Below are 14,726 nucleotides of genomic sequence, written 5' to 3'. Positions count from 1 at the left end.
CGAAGAAATCTCTAGAAATCTTATAGGGAACACGGAAAAGATATCTGATGAGGTGAAGAAGTTTAAGGTTTAATACCTGCAAAAACTTTCAACAACCCGAGATATTCTTCTCGGGTTGTTTTTTAAGGAGTGAAGCAATGACAAATATTGAAAAGCTAAAAACCTATGGGTGGAATTTTGAGGGCAGGGTCGCACATAAAGAATGGAAATTAAGCATTGGAGTGCCAGATGAACCGTATATAGTGAATATGCAAATCGATCTTGAAAGCGAAAGAACATATTTTAACGTTAGACACAAAAATATTGAGAAAAAGCACGAAGTAGATTTCAAAGAGGCCCTCCTTCACGCTACTGAGGGAAATCTTTTCAAGGATTTGCAAAATCCTTTTAAAGAAGAGATAATCTTATCTTATAAAAACAGCGAAAGCAGCGAAATTCAAATTACAAAAGTATTAAGCCCAAAATTCAAATCAATAATGTTTGATGAAGGAGAAGAAGAGTACTTTATCAGAAAGATAAAAAAGTTGGGGCAATCATTTACAGAATCCTATGAGAAAATAGACAAAGGCGATGTCGAGAACATATTAAGTAAAGGCCAAAACGAAAGGGAAAGTTTAATATCAAAGTTTTTAGAATAATTTAGGAGACACTTTTGAACAGACTGATTGATATGGACGAAGAACAAATCCAATATATAAAGAAGTGGGGATTCTTAAGCGTCATAATAGGGATTGCTGGCGGATTGGGCGCAATATTTTTCTACAGCGCTATACAATTTTGTACGTATTTATTTCTGGGTCTCGGTGTAGGATGCTACCCCCCTTCTCCAGCTGGAGAAGGGGCTACAAAAATAGTTCCTATATTAAGGCATTGGATGATTCCAGTTTCTACTACAATTGGCGGCCTTTTAAGCGGCTTCTTGGTTTATAAGTTCGCACCAGAAGCAGAGGGACATGGCACAGACGCAGCAATCGACGCATTTCACAACAAAAAGGGGATAATACGAAAACGTATCCCCCTTATAAAAACAATTGCATCGGCAATAACAATTGGAAGCGGAGGAAGTGCAGGAAGAGAGGGCCCCACAGCACAAATAGCAGCAGGAATAGGCTCAATAGTAGCACAAAGCTTAAATTTGAGCGTTAAGGATAGACGACTTGCGGTAGTAGTTGGGATAGGAGCAGGAATAGGCTCAATTTTCAAAGCCCCACTTGGCGGAGCTCTCCTGAGCACTGAAATACTTTATTTAGACGGATTCGAGATAGACGCCCTTATACCATCTTTCGTTGCGTCCTTGATAGGATATGTAATATTTGCTTCTTATGTAGGATATACCCCAATATTTGGCCAATTTCCCAGTGATTACACATTTTCACCCCAAAGTCTTGTTTATTTTGCAATTCTTGGTTTATTGTGTGGTCTTATCGGAATTCTATACACAAAAACTTTTTATGGCACAACAGCATTGTTTAAGAAAATAAAGATTCCCAACATGTTAAAGCCTGCAATAGGAGGTTTATTGGTTGGGCTAATAGGCATGTTGTATCCACAAATTCTTAGCATGGGCTACGGTTGGATTCAAATAGGGATGAACAGCTCAATTCCATTGGAGATTGTAATAGCTATAATTTTTCTAAAAATAATTGCAACCTCTTTGACAATTGGTTCAGGCGGGAGTGGAGGCGTCTTTGCGCCAGGGCTATTTATTGGCAGTATGGTAGGGCTTGCCTTATGGAAGATAATTAGCTTGTCACCTCTTCACATTTCACATATACCAGAGGTTTTTATGGTTATAGGCATGATGGCACTTTTTGGAGGAGTAGCAAGATGCCCTCTTGCAGTAATGTTTATGGTTAGCGAAATGACAGGCGGATATGCTCTAACGATTCCCGCGATGATAGCAGTTGCCATATCGTACGTCATAGTTGGTAAAAATACTATGTATAAGAGCCAGGTAAAATCACCATCCGAATCTCCAGCCCACAAATTTGACTACTATAAGCCTATTCTTGGCAAGATAAAAATAAAAGAGATATTAATAAAAGATGTCCCTATTGTAACTGAAGAAGACAGCATAAAATCTGCCGCAGAAACTTTAAAAAAACACAAGATATCAGGAATGCCTGTTTGTTCAGCCCAAAACAACTCATTGGTTGGCGTTATCTGCAATCAGGATGTCTTAAACAACTGCGAGGGAGGAAGAGACAAAAAAATTGTCGATATAATGAATTCTCCTGCGATAACAATATCTTCAGAAGATAGCCTTTACGACGCCCTATCTATAATGTATAAGAACGACATATCTTTTTTGCCTGTTGTAGATAAAAACGTGCTACTGGGTATGGTCACAAGGGAAAAGGTATTAGAAATTTATTTTAATAATGTAAATAAAGAAAATCCAGAATAACATTTGCAAATATGAAATAATCTGATATAATTCAAATACGCTAAGTGGGTCTTAGCGGGCGTAGCTCAACGGTAGAGCATCGGCTTCCCAAGCCGAGGGTTGAGGGTTCGAGCCCCTTCGCCCGCTCCAGTTTATATGGCGACGTGGCCAAGCGGTAAGGCAAGGGCCTGCAAAGCCCTCATTCCCCAGTTCGAATCTGGGCGTCGCCTCCAAAATCAAACGCCGGGGTGGCGAAATGGCAGACGCAACGGACTTAAAATCCGTCGGGCACCCCCCGTGTGGGTTCGAGTCCCACCCCCGGCACCATTTTATTTTTTTAGAACTAAAGACTTAAAAAAAATAAAATTTTAGGGAAGTAAAAATGAGCGACAAAGTAAAGGTTGGAATAATTATTTGCGATCGTTACAGATCTTGTGCTGGAGGCAAGTGCTTTAGATCCATGCAAAATCGAGAGGGTGCCTTCTCGATCTACAAGGACAAGGAAGTTGAGATTGTTGGATATACCTCATGCGGAGGCTGTCCGGGTGGAAATATTGAATATGCACCTGAAGAAATGATAAAAAATGGCGTCAATGCGATTCACCTTGCAACTGGACTTATCGTAGGATATCCTCCATGTCCGCACATCAATTACTTCAAATCTTTTATAGAAGAAAAATATAATATCCCGGTAGTAATAGGTACCCACCCTATTCCAGAAAAATACCTTAAAACACACTCAAAATTGGGGACATACGATACACAAGAATGGCGCGAAATAATGAAATTAACCTTAACCGACGAAAAAGTTCGCCTATCTTACGACTAAAAATTTTTAATAAACAATCCATTTTGTCAAGCGAGTGCTTTTTATGGACATTTACGCTAAGAAACGCTATAAAAAGTATTCGAAATTAGATGAGCGTCATTCAAGTTGAATCATTAACAAAATACTACAAAGAGTTAAAAGTCCTTGAAGGGGTCAGCTTCTCGTTGGAAGAAGGACAGATACTCTCTCTCATTGGACCAAACGGTTCAGGAAAGACCACGCTTACAAAAATAATATCTGGTTTTTCCAAAGCTAACTCTGGAGAGATAAAAATCTTTGGAAGAAGCACAGATGAGTTTAAAAAAATAAAAAATAAAATTGGTTTGGTCCCTCAAGAAAACAATTTAGATCAAGACATCAATGTACTTGAAAATCTTATAATACACTCAGAGCTATGTGGCTTAAACATAAAAATTGCTAAAGAGAGATCTTTAAATCTGCTTCAGAAATTCGGACTTGATAAATATAAACACGAGGATATAAGAGATCTCTCTGGTGGTACAAAAAGAAAGATTATGCTTTTAAGGGCGCTTTTGACCAATCCCAAACTATTAATTCTGGATGAGCCTACTATCGGCCTTGATCCAGCTATCAGAAGACAATTTTGGAATATAGTAATAGAGCTAAAATCTCAAAACGTATCAACGATATTTACCACGCACTATATGGAAGAAGCAAGTTTCCTGGCAGACAAAATTGCCTTTATAAATAATGGCAAATTGATTTTAAGTGGAAAACCGCAGGATCTCATAAAAAATGTGCTTGAAAACTTTGTATTTGAGATGAAGGAAAAGATATCTATAAATGGCTACAAAAGCTATGTATATGAAGACAAAACCTTTATTTTCACGTCAAACAAAGAGAGTCTAATCTCGACTCTAAGATTAAAGAAAATAGATCCGTCTGCAATAAGAGAGACTACTCTTGATGACCTCTTCCTATACCTTACTGGGGAAAAACTTTGACACCATCTTTAATAATATTCAAAAGAAATATTATTTCATTTAAAAAGCGTGCTTGGGGCACGTTGATAAGCGGCATAGATCCATTGCTTTTCCTTTTAGCCTTTGGCTTCGGTATAGGAAAATTTATCTCAAATGTTGAGGGCCTACCTTATATTGAATTTATAGCGCCCGCAATGGTTATTATAAGCGTTTTATACGGTTCATTTTTTGAAACAACTTACAACGCTTTCGTAAGAATGTATTATGAAAACATATATACAGCATGGCTATCTACAAACGCTACAGTTAAAGACATCGTTTTGGGGGAGATGCTTTGGGGGGCTTTCAGGGGAACGCTATATGCAATTATTGTAATTTTTGTCTTGTATTGTTTTGGACTTATAAAAAACTTAAGTTTTTTAATAATAATCTTAACCTTGCCACTTTTTGGTTTGGTATTTGCATCAATTGGCATGTTTTTTACTTCAGTAGTACCTAATATAATGTTTTTTGATTATCTTTATTTTGTGTACATAAATCCAATGATATTGTTTTCTGGAACTTATTTCCCAGTAAATATATTGCCAATATTTCTAAAAAATATTCTAAAAGCAGTCTTTCCTCTTTATTATGCAGTAAAGATTTCAAGAGAGCTCTATCTTGGCCAACCAATAGACATAATAAACGTAATAGTATTGCTGATAACAGCAGTAATTTTTACAGTTTTATCAATTAAATTTTTAAAAATTAGGCTGATAGATTAACGATGGATAAAAACACTATATCCCAAAATGCCCAAAACAAAGATCACTACAAGTGTATAAAAAATATAAATAAAAGCATTTGATCTGTATTCTCCCAATCCAATTCTTCTTTTCACCACTATATAATCTATAAGACCGACAATAACCGTTAAAAAAGAAAGCCCAGCAAAAACAACAGCCACCCAATAAAGATATAGGCTCTTTTCTTCAGGAATTCCAAATGTGGGACCCAGATAGTGGATGAAAAGATCGAATCTATCAAGGAGAACGCTAAAAGCCATCAGTCCAAGTGATGTCCTAATCCAGGAAAGAAGTGTTCTGACAGCAGCCATACTTTCTCTGGCGTCTTCTCCTTTTACATCATTTTTTGTTTTCAAGAACAAGTTATCAGGTTCCCTTATAAACTATGCCCTTATAAGAACAAACAAGACCAATACCAATAACACAGCTACAACGAAAGACATATATCCAATATGGTATTCTGGAGAACATTGAAAATATCCCGCTCTTATCTTTCTTACATTTTGGACATAGTCTACTGCACCAGCAAGTATTGTACAAACTGACATCAAGAGAAGTAAGATAACAATTATATGTATTGAACCTACCGTCCCCCTTATGTATGAAGAAACACCTGGTTGAGTTTGGAGCCAAACGTCAACTTTGTCAAGAGCAATACCAAAGCCTAACATATTAAAAGCTGTCCTGACCCATGCCAAAAAAGTCCTGACAGCAGCCATTGCAAACCTTGGGTCTACATAACTCATCCTGTCTTCTTCAAGACGAAGAATTTTCCTAATAAGATCCATCAATTTTGCTTCACCCCGTATTATATAAATTTAATTAATTATAAAACAAAAATTCATTTATATGAAGTAATTTTATAAAACCATAAGTATTAACAAAAGTTCAACTTTAAAGATATAATAACATCTAATATATAGCAGAAAAGGGTGAGCAAGAATGGAGAGAAAGATAAAAAAAGTACTTATTGCGAATCGAGGAGTTAGCGCAGTAAGAGTGATGCACACATGCCGCGACAAAAAGATCCCTACCACAGCGGTATACAGTACTCCTGATAGATTGGGGTTACACGTGCTCTCATCTGATTCTGCAGTTCACATTGGAGAAGCACCCCCAATAAAGTCATATCTAAACATGGATGTGATAATTGAAGCAGCTTTGAAAACTGGCTGCAACGCTGTGCATCCAGGATGGGGTTTTCTCTCAGAAAATCACATATTTGCCCAAAAGGTCATAGACTCAGGTCTTATATGGATTGGGCCAAAACCAGAAGTTATAAGAGCTATGGGAGACAAGATAGAAGCAAAAAAATGGGCAAAACGAGCAAATGTCCCTGTGATACCAGGAATTGACAACGCTAAAAACTTCGAAGAGATAGTCAACTGGATGAAAGAAGAAGATATCTCTTTCCCAATCTTGATTAAAGCCTCAGCAGGCGGCGGCGGCAAAGGTATGCTAAAGGTGGAAAAAGTTGATGACATCCAGAGTGCATTTACTCAAGTAAAGTCTGAAGCATTAAAGTCATTTGGAAATGACAATTTATTAGTAGAAAAGTATGTAGAAAGAGGAAGGCATATAGAGGTTCAAATAATAGCTGACGAACACGGTTCAATATGCCACCTATTTGAAAGAGAATGCACAATACAAAGAAGAAACCAAAAAATTATAGAAGAGACTCCATCTCCGAGTCTTGACGATACGCTCAGACAAGAAATATGTTTTACAGCAGTAAGGTTTATGAGAGAAATTGGTTATACATCTGCTGGAACAGTAGAATTCTTATACGACTCAAATACAAAAAAATTCTATTTTCTCGAAGTAAACACAAGACTTCAGGTAGAGCATGGTATTACAGAGCTCTCAACGGGGCTTGATATTGTAAGTCTAATGATGGATATAGCAGAAGGAAAAAGGCTACCTTTTAACCAATCAGACATACACCAAAATAGGTGGTCAATAGAGTGCAGGTTAAACGCAGAAGATCCCAAAAATTTCTCCCCCTCCTTTGGGAGGATTACAAGACTCCAAGCCCCCCACGGTCCAGGAATAAGAATTTCTCCAGGTGCCTATGAGGGAGCATCCATCCCCCCATTTTACGACTCTATGTTTATGCTTCTAATAAGTGCTGGTGCAGACAGGACAGATGCGATAAGGACAATGGATAGAGCCCTTTCAAGGGGTTTGCGGGTTGAAGGGGTTAAAACAATATTGCCGTTGCTGCTCAGCATAATAAGACATCCAAAATTCATCTCTGGTGAATTCTCTACAAGATTTATAGAAGAACATATGAATGAGTTAATTTCTACCTTTAAAGAGAGGGATCCAGAAGATGAGGTTCTCAAAATTGCTCGCTATGTTGCCGAGATAAGCGCTCTTGGCCAACAAAAATGGATGTGAGGTGATAATGTGTCCGAATATATATTTGTTAAACCTGGAATGAGTCCATCGGAAATCGTAGGAAAAGTTAGGAATCTTGATGGAGTATGTCTTACGTCCACAGGTATGAGAGATGCAGGACAGTCTGATTTTAAAAATAGACATAGAATCTACGATCTTAAAACACTTGCTCCGCATTACAACCAAATGGGGCTATTTAGCTCGGAATGTCATGGAGGCGCAAGGTGGCATGTAGGAGTAATGAACAGAAAAGAGTCACCCTTTGAAGAAGTAGAGATTTTTAGAGAGTTAATGCCAAACGTATTGCTGCAGACCTTAGTAAGGGAAACAAATCTTTGGGGCTATAGGCCATACCCAAAAAATGTTATTGAATATGTCGTATCTAAAGTAGACATAGACGTTTGGAGATGTTTTTCTTTCTTAAACGACATAAGAAATATGAGAACGGTCGCAGAAGTAGTTATGAACAGAGGAAAACTTTTCGAGCCAGCAATATCATTTACAGAAGTAGAATGGGCCACGAACGAGTACTACTTGAAAACAGTAGATGAAATTGTTTCTCTTTGCTCCGGGACAAACGAAATAATACTATGTATAAAGGATATGGCGGGAGTCGGCAGTCCAAAAAGGATATATAGTTTAGTTGATTGTATAAAACAAAAATACCCAGAGCTTGTAATTCACTATCACAGACACACCACAGACGGCCTTGCTCTACCAGCATACCTTGCTGCAGCTCAAGCGGGCACAAAGATAATAGACGTAGAAGAAGACTCTCTTGTTAGATTTTATGGACAGCCGCCAATTATGAGCACTTACGCATACCTCAAAGAGTCAGGCATAAACGTTCATCTTAATACAAAAGCAGTTTATGAGTCAATTCAAGTGGTGAGGGAATGGATAAAACACTATGAATGGGCTGAATCGCCCTTTAAAGGATTCGATTACTTTGTGACCAAACACAAAATGCCAGGCGGCGCATTCCCTAGCTCTTTCGAACAGGCGCAAAAGGGTGGATTTTTACATTTAATGCCGCATATTCTTCATTTGATGTCTTTGTATAACAGAATAGTAAAATACTTTGATGTAACCCCAGGCTCCCAGATAACCTGGGTTACCTGCAGCGGAATAATCAATAGATATTCAAAGGAAAAGGGCGAAGCAGGGGTAACACATATCATAAGACTTCTTGAAAAATTCGTTGAAGAAAAAAAATGTAGCTTTAATATGATGACCGATGATGAAAAAACAGAACTGTTAGATCTATTCAAAGGCGCTCCTGGAGACTTCAAGAACCTACTGCTTGGCTTATATGGGAGATTACCGGTAGGTTGGCCTGACGATTGGGTTTATCAGAGTACATTTGCAGAAGAATGGGAAGACAAACTAAAATCGAGAGTTGACATATCGCCGCTTGATTTGGTTGAAGAGGACGACTTAGAAAAATCGAGAGAAGAGCTAAAAGAAAAAATTTCCAGATTCCCTTCTGAAGAAGAATTTATACTCTATTTGATGCATCCTAAGGATGCTATAGATATGATCAACTTCAGAGAAGATTACGGCGACACTCCGATGGTATTGCCCACAAATGTATTTATAAATGGTTTGAAAAATCCTGGAGACAAAGTAGAATTTACTTTTTCAGAAAAGCCCTATACACTTGAATTGGTTTCAATAGGAAAAGAACACGACGGTGTAATCCACGTAGTCATGGAAGTAAACAACAAAACAAGAGTGTACAAGGTAGAGACGCCAAGAGCTAAAAAGAAGGAAATCAGGTTCGCAAAGGGATCTAATGAACTTGGCTCTCCAATCAACGGAAATCTATGGAGACTTGGAAACCCAAAAAGAGATCCTATCAAAACAGGAGATATATATCACAAAGGCGAGGAAATAGCAAACCTTGAGGCTATGAAAATGGAGACACCACTCCTTGCTCCTTACAATTGTATGATAAAGGAAATATGTGCGAATCTAAACGAAGGCGTAGTAGAAAATCAACTGCTATTTGTATTAAAACAACTCTAACAAAAGGAGCCGTGAACGATATTATCGATTTCACGGCTCCTTCTTAAAAACTATCCTAAAATTGCCTTAAGATCTTCATCGGGAGTCTTAATTGGAGCAATATTAAAGTTTTTCACTAACACGTCAAGAACATTTGGCGTTATAAAAGCAGGTAGAGATGGCCCCAGTCTTATATTTTTAATTCCTAAGTATAATAAGCTGAGCAAGATAGATACAGCCTTTTGTTCATACCATGAAAGTATCATAGAAAGCGGCAAATCGTTAACTCCTACGTTAAATGCTTTTGCTAAAGCATCTGCAAGCACAATTGCTGAATAAGCATCATTGCACTGCCCTACATCAAGAAGCCTTGGCAGGCCATCAATTTCACCTAATTTTTTATCGAAAAACCTAAACTTACCGCAAGCAAGTGTCAATATAACACAGTCCTCTGGAACCTTTTCTACAAACTCAGTGTAGTAAGATCTACCTGGCTTTGCACCGTCGCATCCTCCCACGAGAAAGAAATGCCTTATCTTTTTCTCCTTCACGAGGCCAAGGACCTTAGATGCTGCTCCAAGAAGAGTCTTTCTTCCAAAGCCAACCAGGACAGAATCATTATCAAGATCCTCTTGAAATCCTTCCATTTCCAGCGCCTTCTGTATAACTTTAGAATAGTCATAGTTTTCTATATGCTTAACGCCAGGCCAGGCAACGACACCAGTTGTAAAAATACTGCTAAAATAACTATTTTGTGGTCTTTGAATACAGTTCGTAGTCATTACTATTGGACCAGGAAATTGAGGGAATTCTCTTATTTGATTTTGCCATGCAGTCCCAAAATGTCCGTAGAAGTGAGGATATTTTTCTTTTAACAAAGGATAGCCGTGAGTAGGAAGCATTTCTCCATGGGTATATACATAAATTCCTTTGCCCTGGCTTTGTTTTAATATCTCTTCAAGATCTCTCAAATCGTGTCCAGAAACCAATATTGCCTTCCCCTTTTTGTGTCCGAGAGGAACGCTTGTCGGAACAGGATCTCCATAAGTTTTTGTATTTGCTCTATCAAGTAGCTCCATAGCCAAAAGGTTGTACTTTCCAACCTCAAGAGTTTTGCCTACCCACTCTTCCAGAGAAATATCATTCCTTGTGAGATCTGAAAGAGCTCTAAACATATAATCATAAAGCTCCTTGCTCGACTCACCTAAGATTGTTGCATGGTCGGCGTATGCCGCCACTCCTTTTAAACCAAAAAGTATAGTATGCTTAAGAGCCCTTTTATCTGGATCAACTTCTGGATCGTCTTTTAAGCCAAATTTCTTCCCTTGAATTTCTAACTCTGAAACGCTGTTTGCAAATTTAAAGTTAGCAAGATCAGAGAATTCGATATTAGACTTTTCGGTTATAGCCTTTTTTAAGTTGTCTCTTTTGCCTTCTACTGATTTGATCCACTCTTTTAATCTTTCAGGATCGAAGTCAACATTTGTCAGCGTCGAAAAGAGTGCTTGACAAACAAAGTGACCAAGATTTTCATCCACATCTACACCAAGTTCTTTTGCGCTCTGCACTACAGAGGAAAGACTTTTCAAAGAGAATATTAAAAGATCCTGTAAACTGCTTGTGGTTTCATCCTTGCCGCAAACTCCCTGGATTTCACATCCCAACCCTTTTGCTGCCTGTTCACATTGGTAACAAAACATTGCGAATCACTCCCTTAATTAATTTTCTTAATTTAGAATATACTTTTAAGGGTGAGAGATCATTGACTTAGATCAATTAAGGTAAAATTAGTAAAGAGAAATAAGAAAGGAGGCATATATGGAGAGCATACTTAAATCATCTGTATTTTTTAAGAATTTAAACGATGAGGATATTCAAAAAGTCTTAACAATATCTCATAAAATAGAATTAAACCATAACGAAATACTCTTTACCGAAGGGAGTCTGGCGTTAAATCTCTTTATTGTTCTTAGCGGCAAGATGAAGGTTTACAAGATATCGCCATCTGGAAAGGAGCAAATACTTCACGTAATGACAGCTGGAGATTTGATTGCAGAGGCACCAATGTTTGCAGGGCTTGATTATCCTGCAAATGCACAATGTATAGAAAAGTGCTCCCTACTTGCAATTGACAGAGAGGGCTTTAAAAAACTAATAACCGATAACCCAAATCTCACTATGAATATATTGTCAGCAGTATCATTTAGACTTAGAAATTTTACAACCCTGATAGAAGATCTTTCGTTAAAAGAGGTCTCGGGCAGACTTGCGTCATATCTTTTGTATCAAAAAGAGATACAAAAAAGCTCTAACATAGATCTGCCAATTACAAGAACAGAGCTCTCAAAATACTTTGGCACTATGCCCGAGACCCTCTCAAGAATATTTACAAAATTTCAAAATTTAAACATTATTTCATCAAATAACAAAAGCGTCACGATAATTAATGAAGAAAGCCTAAAGAAACAAGCTTGGGGCAATTAATAATATGTTATTTAAAATTGATAACACCTATTGAGTTTAAAAATATTATTATAAGCAGTACTGGCGTTATAGTTTTAAGAATAAACAAGTATATCTTCGTGGCAGAAGCAAGCTTCGGAGAACTATTGGATAGCTCATCTAAAACTGCCTTCTGTTTCATAATATAGCCTACAAATATGGCTATAAAGAAGCCACCGACTGGCAGGAGTATGTTGGAAGAGATATAGTCATACCAATCAAAAAAGCCTTTTCCCATAAACTTTATAGAACCTAAAAGTGAGCTGGGGTCTACTGACAGGGCAGCAGTTGAACCAATCACCACGATTATCAAAGAATTTACAATACTTGCAGTTCTTCTTGAAATATTAAACTCCTCAGTATGATATGCAACCAACACCTCTACAAGAGAGAGCATTGCAGTGGTAGCTGCGATTGAAGAGAGGAAGAAAAATGCCACAAGAAGCTGGTTTCCAAAAGGCATCTTCGAAAAAACAAGCGGAATTGTCATAAACAAAAGCCCCGGACCAGCGCCCGGTTTCATACCGAAAGCAAATACAGCAGGGAAAATCGCAAGCCCAGCCAAGACAGAAACAAGAGTATCCGAAAAGGCAACCGAAGCCGCAGTCCTAAAAAGATTGTTCCCCTTTGTGAAATAGCTTCCATAGGTAACCATGGTCCCCATGCCGAGGGATAGTTTAAAGAATGCAAGCCCAAGGGCCGTCAATATAGCAACAGCGCTCAATTTTGAAAAATCAACGTTAAAAAGAAATCTAACCCCTTCAAAGGCATTTGGAAGTGTTAGGGCTCGAATATCACAAATTACGATCAATAAAAACAAAACAGGCATCAAAGTTTTTGTAACTCTCTCAATGCCCTTCTGAACGCCCATAATGAGAATCGTGCCAACAACTACCATAACTATTATCTGCCATAGGATAGGCGTCAAAGGACCTATTACAGTTTGCGCAAATTGAGTCTTTGCACCTTCTGTTGTAATGCCAACAAAATCTCCCCTTAGGGATTTAAAAAGATAATAATACACCCAACCAGCTACGCAGCTATAAAAAAACATAATTAAATAAGCCGCTCCTACTCCCATAGTACCTACATGCTTCCACATAGTCCCGGGTGCTAGCTTTTTAAAAGCTCCGATTACGTTTGAACGGGTATTTCTTCCAATGAAAAACTCAGCAAGCATTACTGGTATTCCAACAAATATCACGCAAAGAACATAAACGAGCAAAAATGCTCCTCCCCCAAATACGCCCGTAAGATAGGGGAATTTCCAGATGTTTCCCAAACCTACAGCAGAACCAAGTGTAGCAAAAAAAACAGCAATTCCAGAAGAAAACGTTTCTCTTTTTTTCAAACCTGAAGACAAAGCCTCTACTCCTTTCCTTTAGCTACTAAATTTAGAATGTGTCAGTTGTTAACTTTATCGTACTGCGGATTAAACAAAATCAACAACAAGCCTATTATTATAGATGATATTATGCAGTAAACACAAGCAGCTTTTATTATAAATATCTCAAGGGTCGTCAAGCATATAGCTACAATTACCGCCATAAAGTTAATCCAGAAGAGGAGCATTTTTGGATTAAAGCGAAAAACTTTATTTTTGTTTAGTTTATAAGAATACACCCATAGAGCAAAAAAAACACAATATGCAAATATTTCTAAAGCTGCCATGGGAATTATGCCAAAAATGTGAGAAAATGAGCTCTTTTGCACGGTATCGCAACCAGAAAATATTATACACATCGCAGAAGAATCAGTCGTCTCAAGGTGGAATAAATAGATAGATATTAAAAAACCTATAAAAATGACAAAGGGTATCAGGTAATTTCTAAAAGCTTTAATGAAATTTGCATACTTTATTAACGTTATAAATTTAAGAGTTAAAAGAGAATATAAAGCCACTATTAGCAAAAAGATAACTGTAAAAATCGCATAAGGTTTTCCCTCAAAATTTTTATTTTCAATTGCTTTAACGTCTATATACTTAGAAAATTCAGAATGGAGGACTTTTTCAGGAAAGGGGATGCCGCCTTGTTTTATACCCTCTTGAATCAGATTCGGCAAGTCTTTCTCTATGTCATCTGTTCCAATAAGCACTTTATCCCCAATAATCATAAAGGGGACGCCTGCATCACTTTTTTTGATTCCATATTCAGATGCCAGATTATAAAAGGGCTCTACCTGACTTTCTTTATAAAGCATAATATAGGTAATCAACAATTTGTTTTTAAACTTCTCCTGAATAGGTGGAAGAATATTTTCTATTACATCATGACAGTGAGGACACGTAGGACTCCAGAAAAGCACCACGTTTACTTCACTTGAAGCAAAGACAGGAGATGCCCAAATGATAAAATATGTTAAAAATATAAAAAATATTTTAAATCTAATAAAGTCCTCCAAATAAATTACTCTAATAAAAATATATCATATATTTATCAATAATAAAAAAATTAGCAGGAGAAACACTTCTCCTGCTAATAAAATGATACGAACTAATTATCCAACTTCTCCCACAATTCTATAAACTACATTCTAAAAGTTTAAGAATTAATCTTTGTTTGTTTTTTTAAAGTAGAGGGAGATCTCTCTCCCTCTACAATACAAAAAACCAAAAACTATTTAGATTGAGTATTACTGTTTTGTGTAGTAGGTTTAGATTGCAAACTTGAGGTAGCATTAGCACCGGTCAAAGGTTTAGAATTTTGCGCGAGATTTGACACCTGCTGATTCACCATTGATTCAAAAGCGTTTGCTTTCTTGTTAGATGAGGTGTTTTGTGTAGAGCTTAACAAAGAACCAGAATCAATTTTATTAAGGGCCATTTTCTTCACTCCCTTTTAATTAATTACCGATATTATAGCACGAATAGG

General features: G+C 37.3%; 13 protein-coding genes and 3 tRNA genes. 11 read left to right on the top strand and 5 right to left on the bottom strand.

Going from position 1 to position 14,726, the window contains the following annotated elements; genetic code table 11:
• Window positions 1-137: 137 nt before the first annotated feature.
• The 8 genes from V4762_RS09280 (at window position 138) to V4762_RS09245 (ending at window position 4,923) form a co-directional block, all read left to right on the top strand.
• Entirely contained in the window at window positions 138-638 is a 501-nt protein-coding gene (locus V4762_RS09280) for a hypothetical protein (protein WP_347315501.1), read from the top strand.
• Between the two features lie 14 nt (window positions 639-652).
• Window positions 653-2,407: a chloride channel protein gene (locus tag V4762_RS09275; protein WP_347315500.1), complete on the top strand. Its 1,755-nt coding sequence runs from the start codon at window positions 653-655 to the stop codon at window positions 2,405-2,407.
• Window positions 2,408-2,461: 54 nt separating this feature from the next.
• A tRNA-Gly gene (locus V4762_RS09270) sits at window positions 2,462-2,536 on the top strand.
• Window positions 2,537-2,544: 8 nt separating this feature from the next.
• Window positions 2,545-2,619: transfer RNA gene (locus tag V4762_RS09265), tRNA-Cys, on the top strand.
• A gap of 9 nt (window positions 2,620-2,628) precedes the next feature.
• Window positions 2,629-2,713 (top strand) — tRNA-Leu (locus tag V4762_RS09260).
• 55 nt (window positions 2,714-2,768) lie between these two features.
• Entirely contained in the window at window positions 2,769-3,215 is a 447-nt protein-coding gene (locus tag V4762_RS09255; RefSeq protein ID WP_347315499.1) for a CGGC domain-containing protein, read from the top strand.
• Window positions 3,216-3,304: 89 nt separating this feature from the next.
• Entirely contained in the window at window positions 3,305-4,180 is an 876-nt protein-coding gene (locus tag V4762_RS09250; protein ID WP_347315498.1) for an ABC transporter ATP-binding protein, read from the top strand.
• Complete coding sequence (locus V4762_RS09245) at window positions 4,177-4,923, top strand: ABC transporter permease (RefSeq protein WP_347315497.1); 747 nt, start codon at window positions 4,177-4,179, stop codon at window positions 4,921-4,923. Before V4762_RS09250 ends, V4762_RS09245 begins: the two co-directional genes overlap by 4 nt.
• Here V4762_RS09245 and V4762_RS09240 read toward each other — a convergent pair.
• Together V4762_RS09240 and V4762_RS09235 are read right to left on the bottom strand one after the other, a co-directional pair.
• Window positions 4,920-5,300: a YidH family protein gene (locus V4762_RS09240; RefSeq protein ID WP_347315496.1), complete on the bottom strand. Its 381-nt coding sequence runs from the start codon at window positions 5,298-5,300 to the stop codon at window positions 4,920-4,922. The two genes, V4762_RS09245 and V4762_RS09240, sit on opposite strands and share 4 nt — an antisense overlap.
• Window positions 5,301-5,327: 27 nt before the next feature.
• Window positions 5,328-5,732 (bottom strand): YidH family protein, encoded by a 405-nt coding sequence (locus V4762_RS09235; protein WP_347315502.1) that lies wholly within the window; start codon window positions 5,730-5,732, stop codon window positions 5,328-5,330.
• A gap of 154 nt (window positions 5,733-5,886) precedes the next feature.
• Between V4762_RS09235 and V4762_RS09230 the strand changes: the two genes are divergently transcribed.
• The gene (locus tag V4762_RS09230) at window positions 5,887-7,344 is read left to right on the top strand and encodes an acetyl-CoA carboxylase biotin carboxylase subunit (protein WP_347315495.1); all 1,458 of its coding nucleotides are present in this window, start codon (window positions 5,887-5,889) and stop codon (window positions 7,342-7,344) included.
• 39 nt (window positions 7,345-7,383) lie between these two features.
• Window positions 7,384-9,372, top strand: coding sequence for a biotin/lipoyl-containing protein (locus V4762_RS09225; RefSeq protein ID WP_458646958.1), 1,989 nt, complete (start codon window positions 7,384-7,386; stop codon window positions 9,370-9,372).
• Window positions 9,373-9,422: 50 nt separating this feature from the next.
• On the opposite strand, the gene hcp is transcribed toward V4762_RS09225, so the two are convergent.
• The gene (gene hcp / locus V4762_RS09220) at window positions 9,423-11,051 is read right to left on the bottom strand and encodes a hydroxylamine reductase (RefSeq protein WP_347315493.1); all 1,629 of its coding nucleotides are present in this window, start codon (window positions 11,049-11,051) and stop codon (window positions 9,423-9,425) included.
• A 118-nt stretch (window positions 11,052-11,169) separates the two neighbouring features.
• Here hcp and V4762_RS09215 point away from each other — a divergent pair, with 118 nt between their 5' ends.
• The gene (locus tag V4762_RS09215) at window positions 11,170-11,835 is read left to right on the top strand and encodes a Crp/Fnr family transcriptional regulator (RefSeq protein WP_347315492.1); all 666 of its coding nucleotides are present in this window, start codon (window positions 11,170-11,172) and stop codon (window positions 11,833-11,835) included.
• A 7-nt stretch (window positions 11,836-11,842) separates the two neighbouring features.
• Here V4762_RS09215 and V4762_RS09210 read toward each other — a convergent pair whose 3' ends face one another.
• Complete coding sequence (locus V4762_RS09210; protein WP_347315491.1) at window positions 11,843-13,216, bottom strand: sodium-dependent transporter; 1,374 nt, start codon at window positions 13,214-13,216, stop codon at window positions 11,843-11,845.
• A 41-nt stretch (window positions 13,217-13,257) separates the two neighbouring features.
• Complete coding sequence (locus tag V4762_RS09205; RefSeq protein ID WP_347315490.1) at window positions 13,258-14,256, bottom strand: vitamin K epoxide reductase family protein; 999 nt, start codon at window positions 14,254-14,256, stop codon at window positions 13,258-13,260.
• Window positions 14,257-14,726: the final 470 nt, after the last annotated feature.

This window comes from Thermodesulfobium sp. 4217-1, from assembly GCF_039822205.1.
Taxonomy (GTDB): domain Bacteria; phylum Thermodesulfobiota; class Thermodesulfobiia; order Thermodesulfobiales; family Thermodesulfobiaceae; genus Thermodesulfobium.
Note: the sequence above shows the minus strand (reverse complement) of the source record. Positions and strands in the feature narration are given on the sequence as shown.

Coding starts and splice junctions, on each gene's coding strand:
- V4762_RS09255 (WP_347315499.1), top strand. CDS start 2,769: ATGAGCGACAAAGTAAAGGTTGGAATAATTATTTGCGATCGTTACAGA.
- V4762_RS09225 (WP_458646958.1), top strand. CDS start 7,384: ATGAGTCCATCGGAAATCGTAGGAAAAGTTAGGAATCTTGATGGAGTA.
- V4762_RS09215 (WP_347315492.1), top strand. CDS start 11,170: ATGGAGAGCATACTTAAATCATCTGTATTTTTTAAGAATTTAAACGAT.
- V4762_RS09280 (WP_347315501.1), top strand. CDS start 138: ATGACAAATATTGAAAAGCTAAAAACCTATGGGTGGAATTTTGAGGGC.
- V4762_RS09235 (WP_347315502.1), bottom strand. CDS start 5,732: ATGGATCTTATTAGGAAAATTCTTCGTCTTGAAGAAGACAGGATGAGT.
- hcp (WP_347315493.1), bottom strand. CDS start 11,051: ATGTTTTGTTACCAATGTGAACAGGCAGCAAAAGGGTTGGGATGTGAA.
- V4762_RS09230 (WP_347315495.1), top strand. CDS start 5,887: ATGGAGAGAAAGATAAAAAAAGTACTTATTGCGAATCGAGGAGTTAGC.
- V4762_RS09250 (WP_347315498.1), top strand. CDS start 3,305: ATGAGCGTCATTCAAGTTGAATCATTAACAAAATACTACAAAGAGTTA.